The 18,781-nt window shown below is 71.1% G+C and carries 21 protein-coding genes; 8 read left to right on the top strand and 13 right to left on the bottom strand.

Annotated elements, in window-relative coordinates; genetic code table 11:
* Nucleotides 1-117: 117 nt before the first annotated feature.
* On the bottom strand, nt 118-906 hold the full coding sequence (locus ACX114_RS34690) for a DUF2270 domain-containing protein (protein ID WP_459291620.1): 789 nt from the start codon (nt 904-906) through the stop codon (nt 118-120).
* A gap of 173 nt (nt 907-1,079) precedes the next feature.
* Between ACX114_RS34690 and ACX114_RS34685 the strand changes: the two genes are divergently transcribed.
* The 3 genes from ACX114_RS34685 to ACX114_RS34675 are packed head-to-tail and all read left to right on the top strand — an operon-like array spanning nt 1,080 to nt 4,403.
* Nucleotides 1,080-3,113, top strand: coding sequence for a hybrid sensor histidine kinase/response regulator (locus ACX114_RS34685; RefSeq protein WP_459291619.1), 2,034 nt, complete (start codon nt 1,080-1,082; stop codon nt 3,111-3,113).
* Between the two features lie 34 nt (nt 3,114-3,147).
* A complete protein-coding gene (locus ACX114_RS34680; protein ID WP_459291618.1) occupies nt 3,148-4,029 on the top strand; it encodes a tetratricopeptide repeat protein in 882 nt (293 codons plus the stop codon).
* Complete coding sequence (locus tag ACX114_RS34675; protein WP_459291617.1) at nt 3,981-4,403, top strand: DUF1444 domain-containing protein; 423 nt, start codon at nt 3,981-3,983, stop codon at nt 4,401-4,403. Before ACX114_RS34680 ends, ACX114_RS34675 begins: the two co-directional genes overlap by 49 nt.
* A gap of 1 nt (nt 4,404) precedes the next feature.
* Here the strand turns inward: ACX114_RS34675 and ACX114_RS34670 are convergent, their stop codons facing one another.
* Both ACX114_RS34670 and ACX114_RS34665 read right to left on the bottom strand, forming a co-directional pair.
* Nucleotides 4,405-4,914 carry an O-acetyl-ADP-ribose deacetylase gene (locus ACX114_RS34670; RefSeq protein WP_459291616.1) on the bottom strand — a complete coding sequence of 170 codons (510 nt, stop codon included), beginning with the start codon at nt 4,912-4,914 and terminating at the stop codon, nt 4,405-4,407.
* Nucleotides 4,911-5,528: a DUF4230 domain-containing protein gene (locus ACX114_RS34665; protein ID WP_459291615.1), complete on the bottom strand. Its 618-nt coding sequence runs from the start codon at nt 5,526-5,528 to the stop codon at nt 4,911-4,913. The genes ACX114_RS34670 and ACX114_RS34665 overlap by 4 nt, the downstream gene beginning before the upstream one ends.
* A gap of 95 nt (nt 5,529-5,623) precedes the next feature.
* Between ACX114_RS34665 and ACX114_RS34660 the strand changes: the two genes are divergently transcribed.
* A complete protein-coding gene (locus ACX114_RS34660; RefSeq protein ID WP_459291614.1) occupies nt 5,624-6,226 on the top strand; it encodes a 2OG-Fe(II) oxygenase in 603 nt (200 codons plus the stop codon).
* A gap of 3 nt (nt 6,227-6,229) precedes the next feature.
* Here the strand turns inward: ACX114_RS34660 and ACX114_RS34655 are convergent, their stop codons facing one another.
* Together ACX114_RS34655 and ACX114_RS34650 are read right to left on the bottom strand one after the other, a co-directional pair.
* The gene (locus ACX114_RS34655; RefSeq protein ID WP_459291613.1) at nt 6,230-6,799 is read right to left on the bottom strand and encodes a hypothetical protein; all 570 of its coding nucleotides are present in this window, start codon (nt 6,797-6,799) and stop codon (nt 6,230-6,232) included.
* A gap of 14 nt (nt 6,800-6,813) precedes the next feature.
* Nucleotides 6,814-7,356, bottom strand: coding sequence for a hypothetical protein (locus ACX114_RS34650; RefSeq protein ID WP_459291612.1), 543 nt, complete (start codon nt 7,354-7,356; stop codon nt 6,814-6,816).
* A gap of 256 nt (nt 7,357-7,612) precedes the next feature.
* Here ACX114_RS34650 and ACX114_RS34645 point away from each other — a divergent pair, with 256 nt between their 5' ends.
* Nucleotides 7,613-8,317: a hypothetical protein gene (locus tag ACX114_RS34645; protein WP_459291611.1), complete on the top strand. Its 705-nt coding sequence runs from the start codon at nt 7,613-7,615 to the stop codon at nt 8,315-8,317.
* Between the two features lie 75 nt (nt 8,318-8,392).
* On the opposite strand, the gene ACX114_RS34640 is transcribed toward ACX114_RS34645, so the two are convergent.
* Complete coding sequence (locus ACX114_RS34640; protein ID WP_459291610.1) at nt 8,393-9,904, bottom strand: hypothetical protein; 1,512 nt, start codon at nt 9,902-9,904, stop codon at nt 8,393-8,395.
* A gap of 173 nt (nt 9,905-10,077) precedes the next feature.
* Here ACX114_RS34640 and ACX114_RS34635 point away from each other — a divergent pair, with 173 nt between their 5' ends.
* Nucleotides 10,078-10,824 (top strand): hypothetical protein, encoded by a 747-nt coding sequence (locus ACX114_RS34635; protein WP_459291609.1) that lies wholly within the window; start codon nt 10,078-10,080, stop codon nt 10,822-10,824.
* A 14-nt stretch (nt 10,825-10,838) separates the two neighbouring features.
* Here the strand turns inward: ACX114_RS34635 and ACX114_RS34630 are convergent, their stop codons facing one another.
* From ACX114_RS34630 to ACX114_RS34615, 4 genes are all read right to left on the bottom strand, one after another.
* Nucleotides 10,839-11,198 carry a DUF2019 domain-containing protein gene (locus tag ACX114_RS34630; protein WP_459291608.1) on the bottom strand — a complete coding sequence of 120 codons (360 nt, stop codon included), beginning with the start codon at nt 11,196-11,198 and terminating at the stop codon, nt 10,839-10,841.
* Nucleotides 11,192-11,983, bottom strand: coding sequence for a hypothetical protein (locus tag ACX114_RS34625; RefSeq protein WP_459291607.1), 792 nt, complete (start codon nt 11,981-11,983; stop codon nt 11,192-11,194). Before ACX114_RS34625 ends, ACX114_RS34630 begins: the two co-directional genes overlap by 7 nt.
* Before the next feature lie 141 nt (nt 11,984-12,124).
* Entirely contained in the window at nt 12,125-12,631 is a 507-nt protein-coding gene (locus tag ACX114_RS34620) for a hypothetical protein (protein WP_459291606.1), read from the bottom strand.
* Between the two features lie 50 nt (nt 12,632-12,681).
* Nucleotides 12,682-13,239 carry a helix-turn-helix domain-containing protein gene (locus ACX114_RS34615; RefSeq protein WP_459291605.1) on the bottom strand — a complete coding sequence of 186 codons (558 nt, stop codon included), beginning with the start codon at nt 13,237-13,239 and terminating at the stop codon, nt 12,682-12,684.
* Nucleotides 13,240-13,329: 90 nt separating this feature from the next.
* Between ACX114_RS34615 and ACX114_RS34610 the strand changes: the two genes are divergently transcribed.
* The gene (locus tag ACX114_RS34610) at nt 13,330-14,046 is read left to right on the top strand and encodes an SDR family NAD(P)-dependent oxidoreductase (RefSeq protein ID WP_459291604.1); all 717 of its coding nucleotides are present in this window, start codon (nt 13,330-13,332) and stop codon (nt 14,044-14,046) included.
* On the top strand, nt 14,043-15,065 hold the full coding sequence (locus ACX114_RS34605; RefSeq protein WP_459291603.1) for an S-adenosylmethionine:tRNA ribosyltransferase-isomerase: 1,023 nt from the start codon (nt 14,043-14,045) through the stop codon (nt 15,063-15,065). Before ACX114_RS34610 ends, ACX114_RS34605 begins: the two co-directional genes overlap by 4 nt.
* A 6-nt stretch (nt 15,066-15,071) precedes the next feature.
* Here ACX114_RS34605 and ACX114_RS34600 read toward each other — a convergent pair whose 3' ends face one another.
* The 3 genes from ACX114_RS34600 to ACX114_RS34590 form a co-directional block, all read right to left on the bottom strand.
* On the bottom strand, nt 15,072-16,295 hold the full coding sequence (locus tag ACX114_RS34600) for a zinc-dependent alcohol dehydrogenase (RefSeq protein ID WP_459291602.1): 1,224 nt from the start codon (nt 16,293-16,295) through the stop codon (nt 15,072-15,074).
* Nucleotides 16,296-16,456: 161 nt separating this feature from the next.
* Nucleotides 16,457-17,977 carry a Ppx/GppA phosphatase family protein gene (locus tag ACX114_RS34595; RefSeq protein WP_459291601.1) on the bottom strand — a complete coding sequence of 507 codons (1,521 nt, stop codon included), beginning with the start codon at nt 17,975-17,977 and terminating at the stop codon, nt 16,457-16,459.
* Between the two features lie 118 nt (nt 17,978-18,095).
* Entirely contained in the window at nt 18,096-18,683 is a 588-nt protein-coding gene (locus ACX114_RS34590) for a sll1863 family stress response protein (protein ID WP_459291600.1), read from the bottom strand.
* Nucleotides 18,684-18,781: the final 98 nt, after the last annotated feature.

Raw genomic sequence — 18,781 nt, 5'->3', positions numbered from 1 at the left:
ACCACAAATCCGGGAGGGCCGGAAGGGCGAAAGCAGCCGGGATTCACCCCTGGGCATGGCCCCCATCAGCCCGGGTGGTCCGTCCGGCCGCCTGGCAGGGGGACGGGGGTGACCCGCTCAGTGCTCGAACGGTGCTGGCGGGCGCGGCGCGTTGGGGCGTCCGCCCGTCGTGGTGCGCGGGCGCTTGCGGCGCTGGATGGCGTAGGGCCGGTAGAAGGACTCCCACAGCGCGGCCCTGCGTCCACGCGGCCGGGTGCGCAGCTCGCCCAGCGGCGCCCGGATGAAGAAGGACGCGGTGAAGAGGTACGCCGCCGTCACGGTGAGGAACAGCAGCGCGCCCATCACCACCGGCCCCGGAATCCAGGCCACGTGCGCCCGTTCCACGAAGTCCCCGAAGTCGCGCGGTGGGCGCGGGTGGCTGTAGACCTTGAAGAACCAGGTCAGCAACAGGACGATGAGGATGGGCCCGTACGCGCGGTTGAGCCGCGTCGCGATGGCGGACACCAGCGACAGCTGGATTTGTGGCCGGGACATCTCCACCGCCAGCTCCCGCAGCGCATCCGGGTCCACCGGCTCGCGCCGCAGCATCGGCGCCCACCAGCCGTCCTCCAGCAGGCGCACGCGGCGGTTCCACAGGTCGTAGTAGCGGTAGCGCCGGGCCTCGATGAGCAGGAAGGACACCACCATCCAGATGCCCACCAGGAACGTGACGTGCGAGCTCTCCGGCGAAGCGAAGCCGAAGGAGATGACCGCCGCCGTCGTGGTCAGCGCCCAGTTCGTCGTGGTGTCCAGTCGCGTACGCCACGTGTCCGAGCGGCTCAGTTCGCCACGGAAGAGCTGCGCCATGGCCTGCTGGGAGACCTCCGGCTGCTCCAGATCGTTCTTCCTGTGCTCCTTCGCGCTCATCCGTGCCTGGAAAGGTGGGGACGACCGCTCGCCGCTGCCAGGGCGGCCGGGCAGGCGGGCGCTCGGGGCCCGTGATGGAGCGTTCGTGTGGAGCGCCTGACATTGCCGCACCGCGAGAGGACGGGGGACGGGTGGCTGGGCGCGGGGGGCGTGCGCATCGTGCGCCCTTGAGCGTGCCTTCTTCCCAAGACGCCATCGCCGCGCTGTCGGGTCTGCTCTCGGACGAGGGCGAGCGCATCACGCGCTTGTGGTCCAAGCGCCTGCGCGCGGAGACGTACGAGGTGGAGGTCCCCGGCCGGGACCTGCGCGCGCCGCTGCGCCATCTGCTGGATGAGCTTGCCCGGCTGCTCGAGAACCGGGGCGAGGACGCCGTGCGGCTGTGGCCGGAGGTGGTGCGTTCGCACGGGGCCTTCCGGTACGACCAGAACTTCGAACCCGAGGACCTGACCCGCGAGTTCAAGTCGCTCCAGGAGGTGCTGCTCTACGTCTATTCACGCCGCAACGGAGGCGTCATCCACGCGGACGTGGCGGAGCTGGTGTCGGAGCTGGTGTGGGAGGCGGACGCGTCCGCGCAGGCCTCCTACGCGCGCGTGCTCAAGACGGAGGAGGTGCGCTTCCGCGAGGCGGCGGTGATGGAGTCGGTGCTCAACCACGTGGAGGTGGGCATCCTCCTGGCGGAGACGGACGGCATGGTGTCCTTCGCCTCGCCGCCGGTGAGCCGCCTGATGGGCGTGCCCATGCGCGCGGTGGTGGGCGCGCGCGCCGCGGGTTCGCTGGGCCCCGTGCTCACCCAGGTCAACGCGCGGCACCCCACGGGCGAGCCCTTCAAGGTGCAGGACATGCCCTTCCTGCGCGCGCTGCGCGAGAAGGGGCCGGTGCGCGGCGTGATGATGCAGGTGGAGCGCCCCGGCGGCGGGGACGCCACACTGGAGATGAGCGCCACGCCGGTGTGGGAGGAGGACCAGGTCCTCGCGGGCGTCATCCAGACCTTCAGCGACCGCACGGAAGCCGCGGTGAAGACCAAGGCCCTGGAGAACGCGCACGGCGAGGTGCGCAGGCTCCAGGGACAGCTCCTGCGGCGCACCCGGCAGCAGGCGCTGGGGCAACTGGCGAGCGGTGCCGCGCACGCGCTCAACAACTTCCTCAACGTGCTGCGGCTGCGCATCACGCTCTTGCAACGCGAATACAAACCCGAGCACGTCGACGCGCTGGACAAGACGGTGCGCAACATCGGCGAGCTGGTGGCGCGGCTGCAGGAGTTCAGCGTGCAGCGCACCGAGGAGCGCCTGGCCAACGTGCCGGTGGACCAGACGGTGCGCGAGGCGCTGGAGCTGGCGCGAGGAGAGCTGGAGCAGCGTCAGCACCCGGTGCACACGGAGCTGGACCTGGGCTTCCCGTGGGGCGTGAAGGTGGACGCGGGCTTCTTCCGGGAGCTCATCGTCAACCTGCTCCTGTCCGCGCGCGACCGCATGGAGGAGGGCGGCATGCTGGTGGTCCGCTCGCGTCCCTTCGGTGAGGACTGGCTGGACCTGCGCATCGAGGACGGGGGACGGCCCTACGCGCAGGATGAGCTGGCGGGCCTGTTCGACCCGCTGCGCCGGGACCCGGGAGCGCCGCAGTTCTCGCTGTTCCTGGCGGTGGCGCGCACGCAGGTGCAGCGCTGGGGCGGAGAGCTGACGGTGGAGAACCGGCGCGACGGCTCGGGCGCGAGCTTCATCGTGCGGCTGCCGCGCTTCCGCGACGCTTCGGCCGGCGTGCCCCCGCCGTCGCCGACGGTGCCCCAGATGGCCCCGGGAGGCGTGCCGCGCATGCCCGGGCGTGCGCGCCGCGTGCTGGTGGTGGACGACGACCTGGACAACGCGCGGATGATGGCGGAGGTGCTGGGAGAGGAGGGCTACGAGGTGCAGGTGGCGCACAGCCCGGACATCGCCCTGCGCATCTGGGAGAAGCAGCCCTACGACGCCGCGCTCCTGGACGCGGTGATGCCGGAGATGACGGGCTGGGAGCTGGCGCGCGAGCTGCGGCAGCGCTCGCCGCATGCGCTGCTGGCCATCGTCACCGGCATGGACGTGCGGGGCCAGAACCGCGCGAGCCTGGCGCAGGTGGATGCCGTGTTCCGCAAGCCCATCGACGTGGGCGCCCTGGACGACTTCCTCTCCCAGACCCGGGGCGAGGAGGAGACGGTCGAGCACGACGCAACCCATTGACGGGCCTGAACTCCAGAGGGAGTAGAGTCCGCGCGTGATTTCCCCGGTGGAACTGGAGCGCCTGCGCCGCAAGGTGGAGGCGGGTGAAGTGCTCAGCGGCGCGGAGCTGGAGGCGCTGCGTGACGAGGCCGCGCGCACGCCCGGGCCTACGCTGCGACTCACCGTGGCGCATGCGCTGGTCAACGCGGACGCGGAGCGCGAAGCCCTGCCGTTGATGCAGGCCCTGCGGCGTGACTTCCCCAAGGACCTCCAGGTGCGCCTGGGGCTCGCGCGAGCGCTGCTGGGACTGGAGCGGCACCGGGAGGCGGAGGCCGAGCTGCGCGAAGCGCTGGTCCTGAGCCCTGGCGATCCGGAGGCCCTCAAGGTGCTGGCCGTGCTCGCGCTGCGGCAGGGCGAGGGGGCACGCGCCCGCGCGTACGTGGCGGAGGCCGTGGAGCGGGATCCCTTCGACGCGGAGGCGAAGCTGCTGCGCGCGGAGCTGGAGGCCGCGGACCTGCCTCCGCCGCCCGCGCCGGAGGAGCAGGTGCTGCGCCCGGAGTTCACCGCCGCGCTCACCGCCGCGTTGGGCCGCGCGGGCGTGGCCTTCCGGCGTCAGGGGCGCGACCTGCTGGTGAAGCTGGCCTCGGGGGGCGTGGGCCGCGTGGACGTGGGTTCGCTGTATGCCTCGTATCAGGAGGCACCGGGCACGCAGGGGCTCACCGCGCACGTGGAGGCGCTGGCGTCGAGGCTGGGCGGGTTGTCCTCGGGAGTGGGGCCCACGGGGGTGTCATTGGATGCGCTGCGCCCGGTGCTGCGGCCCCAGGGCTTCGTGGCGGGAACCCAGGGCGCGCTGTTCCGTCCGGGGCCGCGGGGCTGGAGGTCTTCTACGTGCTGGAGGACGCGGAGTTCGTGCGCTACCTGCCGGCCTCCGCGCTGAAGGACGCGGGGCTCACGCTCGAAGCGGTGGACGCGGCGGCGTGGCACAACCTGGAGCTGCGGCCCGCGGACGTGCGGCCCGTCGTCATCGACCAGGGCGAGGTGCGCCTGGCGGAGGCGTTCTCCGGCGTCTGGGCGGTGGCGGGCGGCGACGGGCATGACGGCGCACGGCTGCTCACGAAGGCCCAGCGCCGCAGGCTGGATGCCGCCACGGGCGGAGGCCCGCTGCGCGTGAGCCTGGGCCGGCGCGAGGTGGCACTCCTGTGCCGCGACCCGGACGGTGAATCGGTGCGGAGGCTCGCCGCGCTGGGGCATGTCCCGGACGGCGTGCCCGGCTCGTTCGTGCTGGACGGAGACTCACTGCGGAGCGCGTGACCTACGCGTTCAGCGCCCGCTGATACACCTTCAGGTCCTGCTCGCTGAAGAGGACCACGGTGACGCGCTCCAGCTCCGGCCGCCGCGCCAGGGCCGCGCGGATCTCCCGCAGCGCGATGGGCGCGGCCCGTTCGATGGGGAAGCCGTAGGCGCCCGTGGAGATGGCGGGGAACGCCACCGTGCGCAGTCCGTGCTGCTCCATCAGCGCGAACGTGCTCCGGTAGCACGAGGCCAGCAGTTCGTCCTCGCCCCGGTCGCCGCCCCACCACGAGGGGCCCACCGCGTGGATGACGTGGGCCGCGGGCAGCCGGTAACCCTTCGTGATGCGCGCCTCGCCCGTGGGACAGCGGCCCACCGTGCGGCACTCCGCGAGCAGCTCTGGCCCCGCCGCGCGGTGGATGGCACCGTCCACGCCTCCGCCACCCGACAGGCCGGAGTTCGCCGCGTTCACGATCGCGTCCGCCGCGATGCGCGTGATGTCTCCTTGAATCAACTCCAGACGTTCCGTCATCCCGCGCTCCCCACCGGCAAGGTCTCCACGAACCGCACCTCGCGGAAGCCCAGCGTGAGCAGGAGCCCCCGCAGCGAGCGCTCCGCGGACTGTCGCGCCTTCTCCTGGAGGCGCCGGTCCTGCCGCACCTCTCTTTCAAAGGCCAGCCGCGCCTTCTCCAACAGCTGCGCCGTCTGCGCGCTGTCCAGGTTGGAGTCGATGACTTCCGTCTCCCCGGGCCGCAGGGCCACCGTGACCTGGAGCGGCGGCAGGAGCACGTCCACGCGCGTGCCCACGGCGCGCAGGTGGCTCGAGTCGAAGCGCTGGAAGTCGAACCCCAGGTGCGCGTCCGCGAACACGATGGCGCGGCCGTGCGGGTTCTGGAGCGTGTAGCTGGCCCAGAGCAGCACGTCCTTCCACAGCGCGTCCGTGGCCTGCGGCTCCGGCGTGAACGTGACCTTCTTGTAGAGGGACACGTCCAGCGTCTCCAGCCGGGCCACCTCCCGCATCTGCTCCACGACCGCCGCCGTGTCCGGCAGCCGGGGAGACGTGGGGCGTAGCAGCACCCAGGCCCCCAGCGCGCCGAGCGCGACCGCGGCGAGGAGGGAGAGGGCTCGCGTGACGTTCTTCGCCATGGGGGAAAGTCTACCCGCTTCCGGAACGGGGGCGTCCTGGTGCAGCGTGTCGGACGCGGGCTTCCGGACAGGGACTCGCGAAGGAGTCACGCAGGATGGAGCTGACGGACGTGGAGGCGGAGGCTCTGGGTTCCCAGGGATTCTTCGTGCGGGACGCCTTCCTTGGTGAGGCGCGAGCGCTGGCGGCAAGGGCCGCGGCGCTCGCGCGAGTCGAAGCCAGGATGCTGAAGCCCGCGGGCATCCGGCGCGGCGCGGACCATGCGGTCGATACGTCCGTGCGTGGTGACCACATCGAGTGGGTGCTGCCCGGCGCCGCCCCCGAACTCGAAGCCCTGTGGCACCGCTTCCATTTACTGGGGGAGGCCGTGTCCGCGGGCGCGTACCTGGGGCTGGGGAGATTCGACGTACAGCTCGCCTGCTATCCCGGCGGCGGTGCGCGCTACGCCCGCCACCGCGACGCGTTCCCGGGCCGGTCCAACCGCCGGCTCACCGCCATCTGGTACGCGAACGCCGATTGGAAGCCGGAGCATGGCGGCGTGCTGCGCCTGTTCCCGGAGGACGCCGGTGCCCCCGTGGAGGTGGCGCCCGTGCTGGACCGCCTGGTGGTGTTCCTGAGCGAGCGGCTGGAGCACGAGGTGATGCCCGCCCACGCCACCCGCCTGGCCCTCACCGCGTGGTTCTACGGCCGGGGCTCCTGAGGACTACCAATGTTCCCAGTCCTCGACGCCGTGAAGCACGATGCAGACGTCGGTGGTGATGTCCTGTTCGATGAGCAGCGCGTCGATGGCGGCGATGGTCGCGTCCACGTACTGCCAGTCCAGGAGGGACACGCAGAAGGTCCACGGCTCGCGGCCGTCCTTCCGCGCTTTGACGGCGGGGGCGGGCCACGCCCCGGGGCGGATGTTCTGGGCGCTCAGCCGGGCGGAGAGGAGGTCCAGCCAGGCCAGGCCATCGAGCTCCGGACAGCCCTCGGGCGCATTGTCGCTGATCCGCCGGCACAGGGGCCGGCGGCCTGTCTCGTCCGTGACGAGCCGCCGGGTCTTGCCCCGTCCATGGATCCGCAGGTACCTCGTCGGGTCGAACGGCCGGGTGCTCGGATTTTCGAGTTCCTCGACGCGGGGGCCGCTGTCGGCGTCGAGGGGCGTCTTCATCTGGGTCCTGGAGCCCAGCGGGCCCTTCTCCAGATCCGTGTTCATCGAGGGCGCCGTGGCGCACCCCATGAGGGAGCCCAGCACGAGGGCCGTGGTGATGGACCGGGCCGAGCTCCCCATGGATGGCTCCTGCTCTAACCCGCGTCGAACGCGCTGCCCGCGTCGTAGATGGGCCCCGCATCGTAGGACGGACCGGGGCCCGCGTCGTAGCCCGCGTCCCAGCCCGGGCCGGTGCCCTCCAGCGTGCCGATGATGTAGATGTCGCCCGTTCCGGTGCCCGGGCAGTTCTGCGGGTTGCGCTTCAACTGGAGCTGCGCGTACGCCACGGAGCCCTGGTACACGTCCACGGCCGCGCTGCCGGCGTACACCTCCTTGCCCGCGCTGTTGTAGGCCCGCACGTCCACGATGCGCCGGGGCCCGACGGGGATGTTGCTCAGGTAGCCCTCGATGTAGCCGTTCCCCACGGAGAGGGATTGGGGGTACGAGGGCGGGAGGTCCGGCGCGCTCACGGTCGCCGCGGCGGAAGTGACGCCGCACGCGTCCCCCGCCAGCGAGATGCTCATCTTCACGGACTCCGTGCCCTCGAGGTCATCGAAATCCTCGGGCCCGGCGCCGCAGGCCGCGACCATCAGCGCGCAGCCCGTTCCCAGCACGAATCCCCATCCGGTTCGCTTCATGTCGTCCCTCTCCCTGGTGGCGCGTCGTTCGCGCGCCCTTGAGACACGCACCGCGTCCGGGTTGGGACATCCGCCGTGACGAAAGTGCCGGGCGGCAACGGCGCGGAGAGGAGAAGGGACCGAGCCTGCCTGCTCCACGGCCTGCCCGGACGCGGGTGGATTCCAGAGGGAACGGCGGCGTCCGTGGCCCCTGTCGCGTGACGGGGGCGTGTCTACGTTCTTTCCCAGTCATCTTCTTGGACGGGGGATTGAGAGCATGTTCCAGAACAGGACGAAGCGTCATTGGGTGATGGGACTGGCGTTGGGGGCGACCCTGGCGTTCAGCGCCGGGTGCAGCAGCTCCAAGGCCGCGCGCGTGGACGACGCGATGATGGCGCGCATCCCCGAGGACCAGCTGGGCGAGGTGCGTGACGCGCAGCTGGCCCGCACCAAGGCCGCGGACAACGTGACGCGCGCCGAGGTGGCGGTGCGTGACGCCGAGCGCGCCGCGGAAGTGGCCCGCCGCAACGGCGACGCCGCCAAGAGCCGCATGGAGGCGGAGAAGGCCGCGGTGAAGGCCGCGGAGGCCACCGGTCAGCAGGGCGCCATTTCTCAGGCGCAGTCCAAGCTCCAGGGCGCCGAGGCGGGACGCGCCGCCGCGGACGCCGAGGTGGCCTGGCACGAGCGCAAGACGGACACCGCCAAGGCGGAGAAGGACCTGCGCGACGCCGAGCTGAGGGTGGCGGAATCCGAGCTCAACCTGGCCCAGTTCAAGGCGCTGGAGAAGAGCGGGGACGTGCGCGCCAAGGAGATGTCCGAGGCGAACTTCATGTCCGTCGTCGCTCGGGCCAAGGGCGAGGTGGAGGACGCCCGGCGCCGCGTGGACGAGCAGAAGCGCGTGGAGCAGGACGCCCGCGCCGAGTGGCAGCGGCTGCGCTCGAATGCCCCGCAGGGCTACGGCGGCAGCGGCGACGCGGACTGACGGTCCAGCGTGAAGCGCTGACAGGGAAGGCCCCGGGCACTCGCGAGGGTGCCAGGGGCCCGTCCCATGCGTGGGCTACTCCACCTTCAGGGTGGCGGTGCCCTTCAGGTCGCGCTGGAGCGTGAGCCAGAGCGCCTTGCCCTCCACGTCCACGGAAGCGAAGTAGTCCGTGTCCGCGGTGAGCGGCTGGCCCTCCAGGGTGACTGTCGCCGGCGCGGTGGTGGCGGTGTAGCCGTGCACCACCAGCATGGGGCGCGCGAGCGTGCGCCCCGCGGTGTCGAACGCCAGCGTCACGCGGTTGGAGGCGGCGTCCGCCTCCCACGTGGCGTAGACGGGGTTGTAGCCGGCGACGTCGTAGGGGACGGAGTCGGTCCGGCCCACGCCGCCCGGGCCGCGCGTGCGCACGGTGCCCTGGGTGGCGGTGAGCTTCACGCCCTGCCAGGCCTCCACCTCCGACACGAGCGACAGCACGGGACTGGCCGAGTGCGTGCCCAGCACCATGAAGACGGAGTAGCTCTGGTAGGGGTGGCCGGAGAGCATCACGCCGTCGTCACCCAGGCGCGGGTACTGGGAGAGGCCCACCGCGCCGAAGTTGCTGCCCCACGCGAGCCGGTGCGAGTTGGTGACGGAGGGCAGTTCGTACTGGTTGAGCTGGTAGGGCCAGTTGTAGTCCACGGGCATGGGGCCGTTGGCGTGGCGCGTGCCCCACTCCGGATACAGCCAGTAGCCGCCCGCGGGCTTCTGCTCCCACGTCTGGGTCTGCACCGCGCCCATCTCCGCGTCCGGCGCGGCGGTCCACATGCGCGTGTAGGGGACGACGTTGGGTTCGCGGTAGTCCCAGCCGGTGTTCATCGTCACGGGGGAGGACAGCGTGACGAAGCGGTAGCGGTCGCCCCAGCCCAGGCCGGCGATGTCCGTGTTGGCGTTGCCGTCGAAGCCCAGGTCGCCGTAGGGCGAGCGCACGTCGGCTTCAATCTGGTTCGCGGGGAAGCCGGACGCGTCGTGGGTGATGGCATACAGCGGGTGGTCGCGGCCGGTGGCGAAGAGGTACTGCACGGTGACCTGCACCACGCGGCCATCCAGCGACAGCGGCCACTTCAGCTCGTGCAGGGCATGGTGCGCGCCCTTGAAGACGAAGCGGCCGGTGCCGCGCACGTCCTGCGTCCAGGCGCCCCACGTCTGGCCTTCCTTCAGGTGGCTGGTCACCATGCCCCAGCCGGGCACCTGCGGGTTCTGGCCGTCGCAGACGCGCTCGGCGCCCGCGACCTCGTAGGTGTAGCGGCGGATGTAGCCGCCGTTCCAGCCCGCGGGGTCCGCCGCGTCGTTGCGCACGAGCGACACGGAGCGCACGCGGCAGTCGCGGTCGCGCCAGACGTAGCGGTCCGTCTTGAAGCCGCTCAGGTCCTTCGCGCACTGCAACCGCAGGGGCGCGCATGTCCCGCTCGCCGGGTCGGCGGTGGTGCTCTCCACGCAGGGGTCGGTGACGGGGTTGGGATTCTCATCGCCGGGGCGGACGTCCTTGCCGCCACAGGCGGTGAGGCCCAGCGCCAGCAGGGCCACGGTGTGTCGAGCGGAGGGGAGGGGCATGGTCGTTTCTCGAAGAAGTGGGAGCGCAGGCTTGCCACCCTCACGCACGGTGACGCAAGCCCCCACGCGGAGCGCCAACGCATCGGGTTGTTCCCGAAGCGAGCGGGCGGCCGGGCGGTGGGGCGCACGGCGGAGAGGCCCCGGAGCACGAGGGCCGTGTCCACCGTGCGGGCATGGCGAACGGACGGCGGCTCGTCACGGTGGGACTCCTGGGCCTCTTCTCGGTGCCGGCGGTGGCGGCGGAAGGGGTGCAGGGGCGGGTGCAGGAGTTCTTTCTCGGGGACGGGGCTCCGCCGCAGCAGCGCGGGCAGGTGGAGCTGGGCACGGGGCTGGAGTGGACGCGTCAGGATGATGAGACGCGCTTCGAGCTGCCGGTGCGCGGCGAGTATGGCCTGAGCGACCGCGTGCAGTTGGAAGCGAAGGTGGCGCTGACGACGCCGGAGGATCCGCGAGGGCTGGACACGGCGGAGGCGGGCATCGGCCTGGCGCTGATCAACGACAGCCGGCGGGGCTTCACGCTGAGCCTGGGCATGGACCTGGAGGCCACGCGAGACTTCCGGGACGACCGCTTCCGTCCGGGCTTCGAACCATACCTGCTGGCGTATCAGGACGTGGGGCCGGTGGGCTTCAACCTCCAGTTGAAGGCGGAGGAGCTACCCGGGGTGCGCGGCCTGGGAAGCGAGCTGCATCCGGACTTCGCGGCAGGAGCGGTGCTGGCCCTGGGGCCGCTGCGGCCCATGGTGGAGGCCGGCTGGAGGGACGAGGACGGCACCTCCACCCTGCTCCTGTCACCGGGGCTGCTCGCGCGCCCACTGAAGTCCCTGGAGTTCGGAGTGGCGGTGCCCTGGAGGCTCCACGCGGGAGGAGCCCGCGACGTGGGCGTGATGGGGATGCTGACGTGGCAGGGCGGCGGGGCGTAGCGGGCGGCCTTGGCTCAGGCGGGGTCCAGGGACCAGGTTCCTTCCTCCCAGCGCTTCAGGGCTTCCTGCGCTTCGAAGGGGATCAGCCCCTTACCCTTCGCCGCCTCCTCCAATACGGCTTTCGCTTCGGCGGTGCGATACCGCAGGAGCAGAGCAGCCGCTGCCGTTCGAACATCCATGCTCGGATGGGTGAAGAGGGTTGCGAGCGCGTCCCGCCCTGCATCTCCATGGGCCCTCAGTCGATTGAATGCTGCGAGTGATTCCTTCGCGTGTTTGTTCCCCGCTCTCGCATCTCCTCGCATGATGGCCTCGGTTTGGGCCGCCGTATGCCTCGCGAATTTCTCGACGATCTTCTGAAGGTCGTCCATCACCATAGTCTGTTCCGAATGTTATCGATTGCGCGGAGCCCGAAAGCAGCTTGAGCTTCGAATGATTGGGTGCTCAGCCACTGGCGCACCGTCAGCGACGTCGAACCTGTAATCCGATACTTGTACGAAGAATAAAATGCACTCACCGAATGATGAAGTGCCTTGTCGAGCGGGATGACGTTCTCCGTGTTGTGGAGCGCCTGGGGCCCGAAGCGCGCGACGTTCCCGTCGGTTTGTTCCACGACGTGGTGCCACTCCTTCCCGTTCCCGGCGGGTCCCATGGCCCGCTTGAACGACTTGAAGGACGAATAGCCCCTGGGCCCGCTTGGAGATGAGCCTCCTGCGTCTGAATCATCGACTCGCTGAACGATAATGGCTGCACCGGGACCGCTGCTCAACACAGCCGCTGTGCGCCCCACGGGGACCGAGACGCGCTCCAGTACCAGCGCTCCCTCCGCTGACAGCGACAGCACGGGCACCGTGGTGTCGATTCCCGAGGCCAGTCCTTTCAGTGTCCGCGTCGTCGCCGACGTCGCGCCCCAGATGGCAACGACGCTCGTCGAGAGCCGGGCCGTCTCGCGGATCTGCTCGCCGGCCGTCATGTACTGGAAGCGCTCCCAGTACTCGGGCGACGACGCGATGAGCGCCACGATGCCCGCGGGAAGGTGGCGCAGTCCCGCGATGCTGTCCGCGGGGCGGGAGAGGACCTGGCCCAGTGCGTGGTACAGCTCCACGAAGGCGTCCTCCGCGCCATCCAGCGAGCGGCTGACGACATCCGCGTCGTCGTACACCTCGGCCAGAGGCCTTGAGTCCGACACTCGGAGTTGCGCATCGAGCGGGCGGAAGACCCCGCCCTTGCCGCTGTAGAAGCGCCCCAGTTCGAAGGTGCCCGCGCGGAAGGCGCCGTTTCTCCATTCGATGGACTTGACCTTCTACTGCGTGCGCCCGTTGAGCGCCCACGCGAGGTAGCCGTCCGGACGTAGCACCGCCACCTGCTCGCGGGCGAAGCGCGTCACCCGCCGTGCCAATTCCTCGCGGGAGACCTCCCCGCGCTCCAATACCTCGCGCAGCAGGAACCCCGCCACCATGCGCGGCGGAAAGGTGCCGAGCGTCACCGGTCTCTCCATCAGCCGGCCCAGCACCTCCACAGCGTCATCTGGCGTGAAGGGATTGCGGCGCAGGGGCAGCTCGTCCACGTCCGCCAGCCCGGCGCGGACCAGCAACTTCTCGAAGGCGTCCACGTCCAGCAGGCCCACTTCCAGGGCCTCGCGCGAAACCTTCCCGGCAGGTGCGAGGATCACCGTCCCCGTCGGCATTCGGACGGGTTGCGAGGTGCCCTGACGGAAGGTCCGTGAGCGCCCTCTCGTGGAGGAGGTCTCCACGCCCGCGCAGCCCACCATCAGCAAGGCCGCGAACAGCGCCACGATACCTACGCGCATGGTCTATCTCCGGGGAGCACCTCGAATGCTTCCACCCCGGTCCGACATGCTCACAGCGACGGCGCGAGCAGCACGACGGAGTAGCCCACCGCCGTGCGCGCGCCGGGGTTCTCGTAGGAGTGCTTCTGGTCTCCCCGGAACACGACGACGTCTCCGGCCTCCAGCACGAAGCGCTCGCCGCTGGCCACCAGCGCGATCGTGCCGGACTCACAGGCCAGGTATTCGCGCGTGCCCGGGGTGTGGGGCACGCCGGTGATGCGCGCCCTGGGCGGCAGCTCCATCCGGTCGAACTCCATGCCTGGCAGCGGATCCGGCAGGAGCTTGCGCAGGAAGGCCGCGCCTCGCTGTTTCACGGGAAGGCTGTCTCGCCGGTAGTACCGGGCGCTCGCCTTGGGCCGGGCCAGCAACTCCTCCAATGACACCTGGAGCGCCCCCGCCACCCGGTGCAGCACCGACAGCGTGGGGTTCGCCGCTCCAGACTCCAGATGCGCCCAGGTGGCCCGGGGCACGCCCGCCAGCTTCGCGAGCTGCACCTGCGTGGCCCCTCGCGTCTCGCGCAGCGTCCGCAGGTTGCGTGCCAGTCTGCCTGGAAGGTCCTCTTCGCTCATACGCTGGCATTCTGCCAACGCATTGGCGCCCATGCCATCGCATCGGCACCCATCCGCTATCCATGCCTCAAGGAGAGACATGCCATGGACATGCGGAATCAAGCAGTGCTGGTGACGGGCGCGAGCCGGGGACTGGGCCGGGCCCTGATGGAGGCCTTCGCCCTTCGGGGCGCGCGGGTGGTGGGCGTGGCCCGCGACGCGAAGGCGCTGGAGTCGGCGGTGGCGCCCCTGAAGGCACGAGGCCTGGCGGTGCACGGGCTCGCCTTCGACGTGGGGGACAAGCAGGCCATCTACCCGCTGGTCGGCGCGGCCACCGCGCTCGTGGGCCCGCTGGATGTCCTGATCAACAACGCGAGCACCCTGGGGCCCACGCCCCTGCCGCTCCTGCTCGACACGGCGTGCGAGGACGTGTCGCAGGTGCTGGAGGTCAACCTGCTGGGGCCCTTCCGCCTGACGAAGGCCGTCGCGGGGAGCATGGTCGTCCGGGGCCGGGGGCTCATCCTCAACATCACCTCCGACGCCGCCGTGTCCGCCTATCCCCGCTGGGGCGCCTACAGCGTGTCGAAGGCCGCGCTGGAGCACCTGACGCGCATCTGGGCCTCGGAGTTCGAGGGCAGCGGCGTGCGCCTGCTCACCGTGGACCCTGGTGACATGGACACGGCCATGCACCGAGACGCGCTCCCGGACGCCGACCCTGCGACGCTGGCGAAGCCGGAGGACGTGGCCGCGCGCATCCTCGCGCTCGTGGAGGCCCGCGACACCGCGTCCGGCCAGCGCTTCGAGGCCGCCAGATGGGAGGCCGCATGAACGCCGCACGCTGGCCCCGGGAACACCCCGACACCGCGAGGCTCCTGCACGTGGAGCCCCACCGCGAACGCTTCACCGACACCGTCGCCTCGGAACTGCCCCAACTGCTCCGCGAAGGCGACCTGCTGGTGATGAACGACGCGGCCACGCTGCCCGGCTCCCTCACGGGCCGCACCAGCACGGGCGCCGCCATCGAGCTGCGGCTCCTCTCCCACGAACCTGACGACACCTGGACCGCCGTCCTCTTCGGCGCGGGGGACTGGCGCCGTCGCACCGAGGACCGGCCCCCACCGCCGGAGCTCCCCGTGGGCGCGCGCCTGGACGTCGGCGGACTCACCGCGCGCGTGGTGGAGGTGCTGCCCCCATCTCCGCGGCTCCTGCGCGTGGCCTTCGACCGGACCGGCGCGGCGCTCTGGCAGGCCCTCTACTCGGCGGGCCGTCCGGTGCAGTACGCGTACACCGCGGGGCCGCTCGCGCTGTGGCACGTGCAGACGCTCTACGCCTCACGGCCCTGGGCCGCGGAGATGCCTTCCGCGGGGCTGCCCCTCACCGCGTCCGTGCTGCTGCGGCTGAAGGCGCGCGGCGTGCGCTGGGCGTCCCTCACGCACGCGGCGGGGCTCTCCTCCACGGGCGACGCGGCGCTGGACGCGGCGCTGCCCCGGCCCGAACGCTCGGACATCCCCGAGCGCACCGTGTCTCTGGTGGAGGAGACTCGAGCGAACGGTGGGCGTGTGGTGGCGGTGGGCACCACCGTGGTGCGCGCGCTGGAAGGGCGCGCGACTCAGCACGGGAGGCTGGTGCCGGGCGAGGACGTGACGGACCTGCTGCTCGGGCCCGGCTACGTGCCCCGGGTGGTGCACGGGCTGCTCACCGGCGTGCACGACTCGGGGAGCAGCCACCATGCGCTGCTCCAGGCCTTCGCGCCGCTTCCGCTGCTGCTCCGGGCTTCGGCGCACGCGGAAGGCGCGGGCTACCTGGGGCACGAGTTCGGCGACACGTGCCTCATCCTGGATTCGTGACGCGCGTCACTGGAGCGTGGCGCCCGGCTCCAGTTCCACCTTCACCCAGCCCGGCTTGCGCAGGTCGAAGTTGCGGTACGCGTCGATGGCGGAGGCCATGGACTTCACGTGGCTCAGGATGGCCGTGGGGTCCACGGTGCCGGAGCGCACCAGCTCCAGCAGCTTGGGGATGTACTTGCGGTGGTTGCAGTTGCCCATGCGCAGGGTGAGGTTCTTGTTCATCGCCTCGCCAATGGGGAACGCGTTCATCGTCTGCGGGTACACGCCGATGATGGACAGCGTGCCCGCCTTGGCCAGCGACTGCACCGCCCACTGCGCGGCCTGCGACGGCGCGTCGCCGGGCACCCAGTTGTCTCCGTCCGGCTTCTGCTTGGGCGCGACCTGCTCCACCTCGCGCTTGAACTCGGGCTTCTCCGCCTTGGCCTTCTTGGCGGCCGGACCGTGGTGCGCGTGCTGCGCGTCCACGCCCACCGCGTCGATGGCGCGGTCCACGCCGATGCCGCCGGTGAAGCGCTTGAGCGTCTCCACCGGGTCCTCTTCCTCGAAGTGGATGACCTCCGCGCCCTGGGCCTTCGCGAGCGCCAGCCGGTCCTCGTGGCAGTCGATGGCGAAGATGCGCCCCGCGCCCAGGAGCCTCGCGCTCACGATGGCGAACAGGCCCACCGGGCCGCAGCCGAACACCGCCACGGTGTCACCCGGTTTGATCTCCGCCATCTCCGCGCCGAAGTAGCCCGTGGGGAAGATGTCGGAGACCAGGATGGCCTGGTCGTCGGTGACGCCGTCGGGCACCTTCACCATGGTGATGGCCGCGTGCGGGATGCGCGCCTTCTCCGCCTGCATGCCGTCGAAGGGGCCCGTCATCGCCGGCCCGCCGAAGAAGGCCGTGCCCGCGTCGGGGCCATTGGGGTTCGCGTCGTTGCACTGGGCATAGTAGCCCGCGCGGCAGTACGAGCAGTTGCCGCAACCGATGGTGGAGCAGATGACCACGCGGTCGCCCACGTTGAAGTTGCGCACGTCCTTGCCCAGCTCCTCGATGATGCCCACGCCTTCGTGGCCGAGGATGGTGCCGGGCTTCATGCCGGGCATGGTGCCGCGGATCATGTGCAGGTCCGTGCCGCAGATGGCGCTGGCGGTCAGCCGGATGATGGCGTCCGTGGGCTCCTTCAGCTTCGGCTCCGCGACGTCGTCCAGCCGGATGTCCCCGATGCCATGGAAAACGACTGCCTTCATGTTCCGCTCCTTGCCCCGCCAGGGCCTCGAAAGACGTGAAGGCCCACGGCGCCTTTGTGAAGGCACACGGGACCCGTTCGTCTGGACTCTGGCCACGGAAGAGGAGCGGGGCAGGACGTGCGCCGCGCTCCCTCCGCTGGAGAGCGGGCGGGGAGACGGCTCTAGCGCCCGGCCGAGTGGACCTGGAAGGCGAGCCGCTTGCCGAACACCTTGCGGAAGGAGGCGACCTCGCGCTCGGCGTTCCAGAGCTCCAGGTCGAGGGGGTGGCGGGCGTGCAGGTGCAGCGTCACCGCCTCGCGGCCATCCGTCACCTTGAAGTCGCGGATGGGCTGGTGATGGCTGTGGTCCAGCGAGTTCGCCACCCGAAGCAGCGTGGCCAGCTTGCGCACGCGCCGCGCCTCGGACGGGGTGAGCCCGGCCATGCCGGAGTGGGACAGCTCCGGCGGCGAGCGCCGGTGGTAGCGGGCGACGCGCGCGATGATTTCACGCTCGCGGTCCGCCAGGCCCGGGAGGTCCGCGTTGTGGAGGAGGTAGTAGGTGTGGCGGTGGTGGCGCTCGTAGCTGACCGCCGTGCCGATGTCGTGCAGGAGCGCGGCGACCTCCAGGTGTGGGCGCACGGACAGGGGCAGCTGGTGCAGCGAGGCCAGGCCGTCGAAGAGGGCCAGGGACAGGCGCGCCACCTGGCGGGCGTGCTTCTCGTCGAAGCGGAAGCGCTGACCCATGACGATGGCCGCGTCCGCGAGGCTGTGGTCCTCGCGCGACTCGTCCTGGCGGTAGAGCAGGTCCACCAGCAGGCCGTCGCGCAGGCCGCGGTTGACGACGCTGACGGACTCCACGCCCAGGTGCTTCGCGACGCCCTCCAGGATGACGGCGCCGGAGACGATGATGTCCGCGCGGCGCGGGTCGAAGCGCTTGCGGCGGCGCTCCGGCGGCATCTTCGCCAGGGCCTCCACGGTCTGGGTGAGCTGTCGCACGGTGGCATTGCCTCCGTTGTCCGCGGCGGCGAAGCCGACCACGGCGCCAATGGTGCCGGACGAGCCCAGCGCCACGCGGGGCAGGGCGGGGAGCTTCTCCGGGAGTGTCTTGTGGAGGGTCTCCTCCACGAAGCTGCGCATCAGCCGCAGTTGCTTGGGCGTCACGGCGCGCGCGGTGTCGAACACCTCCGTGAGGCGCACGGAGCCCAGGGAGAGGCTCCAGAGCTCGTCGGGCTTCTCGCCGGTGGCGATGGCCACCTCCGTGCTGCCACCGCCGATGTCCACGAGGAGCGAGCGGGAGTTGGCGGGCTTGCGGTGCAGCACGCCCAGGCAGATGAGGCGGGCCTCCTCCTTGCCGCTGACGACCTCCAGCTCCAGGCCGGCCTCCTCGTGCACGCGGCGCACGATGTCCTGCTGGTTGCGGGCCTCGCGCAGCGCGCTGGTGGCGACGGCGCGCACCTGGGCCTTGTGACGGCGGCAGAGCGCGGCGTAGCGGCGCAGGGTGGACAGGAGGCGGTCGGCTGTCTCCGGGGACATCACGCCGGTGTTGAAGACGCCCTCGCCGGGGCGGATGGGGTCTCGCTCCTGGTGGAGGGTCTCGAGCGAGCCCTCGGCGTCCGGGCGGGCCAGCTCCAGGCGCACGGCGTTGGTGCCCACATCGATGGCGGCGAGGACGGGAGTCGGGGAGGGACGGGCGGGAAGGGCCATGGGCTCGCGGACGAAAACGCCTGGAGGGGCACGGTCCTTCCGGGCCGTGTCCCTCCAGGTGGGGGCGGTTCCTAGCGTAGTCGTGTGACAGCCGTGTGGCGTTGGTGAAGATGGGGTCTCAGGAGGGGGAGGCGCCGGCCTCCTCCTGGGCGCCGTCCGCGCGGATGCGGCGGGAGCGTTCCTGCAGCTCGCGCCAGTTGGCCTCGTACTGATCGCGGGCCGTCTTCCAGACATGCCCGCGCGCGTGGCGCAGGTTCTTGAGCATCTCGCCGGAGGTCTTCAGGCCGCGCGTGATGAAGTCCAGCTCCTCGCGGGTGAGCAGCGAGTCCTCGGCCCGGGTGCGCTTGTGGGCGGCGATCCAGCCGTCCATCTGCGCGCCCAGCTCCTTCAGCTCGGCCTCGCGCTGGCGCTGGTAGCCTTCACGGAGCGCCTCCCACCGGGTGCCGGCGTGGTCCAGGTGCTCGCGGAAGCGGCCACGGGCCTTCTCCGCGCCGGACTTGAGGCGTTCCCAGTCGCGCTCGTCGGCGCGGCGGAGCGCCTGGAGCTCGCGGTTGACGTCGTCGTTGAAGGCACGGGCGCCGGTGAGGACATCCAGCGTGTCCTCGCTGTCGGCCAGGTCCGCCTGGGCTTCGATTTCACGGAAGCGAGCGGTCGCCTCGCGCTGCTCGGCCTCCATCTTCTGGATGTATGCGTCCCGTTCCGTCATGGCGTCCTCCCAGGCACGTTGAATGGAAGAAGCATGGGAACGCCCGTGGGGCGGTGCAGGGCGGAGGGGAACGGGAGACGGAGCGCTCCGTGAGGCAG

Source organism: Corallococcus sp. M7 (assembly GCF_054512695.1).
Note: the sequence above shows the minus strand (reverse complement) of the source record. Positions and strands in the feature narration are given on the sequence as shown.

What these genes read in the sequence shown, in the direction of transcription:
- ACX114_RS34640 (WP_459291610.1), bottom strand. Translation starts at nt 9,904, where the DNA reads ATGCCCCTCCCCTCCGCTCGACACACCGTGGCCCTGCTGGCGCTGGGC.
- ACX114_RS34660 (WP_459291614.1), top strand. Translation starts at nt 5,624, where the DNA reads ATGGAGCTGACGGACGTGGAGGCGGAGGCTCTGGGTTCCCAGGGATTC.
- ACX114_RS34620 (WP_459291606.1), bottom strand. Translation starts at nt 12,631, where the DNA reads ATGCGCGTAGGTATCGTGGCGCTGTTCGCGGCCTTGCTGATGGTGGGC.
- ACX114_RS34650 (WP_459291612.1), bottom strand. Translation starts at nt 7,356, where the DNA reads ATGAAGCGAACCGGATGGGGATTCGTGCTGGGAACGGGCTGCGCGCTG.
- ACX114_RS34630 (WP_459291608.1), bottom strand. Translation starts at nt 11,198, where the DNA reads ATGGTGATGGACGACCTTCAGAAGATCGTCGAGAAATTCGCGAGGCAT.
- ACX114_RS34635 (WP_459291609.1), top strand. Translation starts at nt 10,078, where the DNA reads ATGGCGAACGGACGGCGGCTCGTCACGGTGGGACTCCTGGGCCTCTTC.
- ACX114_RS34600 (WP_459291602.1), bottom strand. Translation starts at nt 16,295, where the DNA reads ATGAAGGCAGTCGTTTTCCATGGCATCGGGGACATCCGGCTGGACGAC.
- ACX114_RS34670 (WP_459291616.1), bottom strand. Translation starts at nt 4,914, where the DNA reads ATGACGGAACGTCTGGAGTTGATTCAAGGAGACATCACGCGCATCGCG.
- ACX114_RS34610 (WP_459291604.1), top strand. Translation starts at nt 13,330, where the DNA reads ATGCGGAATCAAGCAGTGCTGGTGACGGGCGCGAGCCGGGGACTGGGC.
- ACX114_RS34665 (WP_459291615.1), bottom strand. Translation starts at nt 5,528, where the DNA reads ATGGCGAAGAACGTCACGCGAGCCCTCTCCCTCCTCGCCGCGGTCGCG.
- ACX114_RS34595 (WP_459291601.1), bottom strand. Translation starts at nt 17,977, where the DNA reads ATGGCCCTTCCCGCCCGTCCCTCCCCGACTCCCGTCCTCGCCGCCATC.
- ACX114_RS34645 (WP_459291611.1), top strand. Translation starts at nt 7,613, where the DNA reads ATGTTCCAGAACAGGACGAAGCGTCATTGGGTGATGGGACTGGCGTTG.
- ACX114_RS34615 (WP_459291605.1), bottom strand. Translation starts at nt 13,239, where the DNA reads ATGAGCGAAGAGGACCTTCCAGGCAGACTGGCACGCAACCTGCGGACG.
- ACX114_RS34590 (WP_459291600.1), bottom strand. Translation starts at nt 18,683, where the DNA reads ATGACGGAACGGGACGCATACATCCAGAAGATGGAGGCCGAGCAGCGC.
- ACX114_RS34605 (WP_459291603.1), top strand. Translation starts at nt 14,043, where the DNA reads ATGAACGCCGCACGCTGGCCCCGGGAACACCCCGACACCGCGAGGCTC.
- ACX114_RS34655 (WP_459291613.1), bottom strand. Translation starts at nt 6,799, where the DNA reads ATGGGGAGCTCGGCCCGGTCCATCACCACGGCCCTCGTGCTGGGCTCC.
- ACX114_RS34690 (WP_459291620.1), bottom strand. Translation starts at nt 906, where the DNA reads ATGAGCGCGAAGGAGCACAGGAAGAACGATCTGGAGCAGCCGGAGGTC.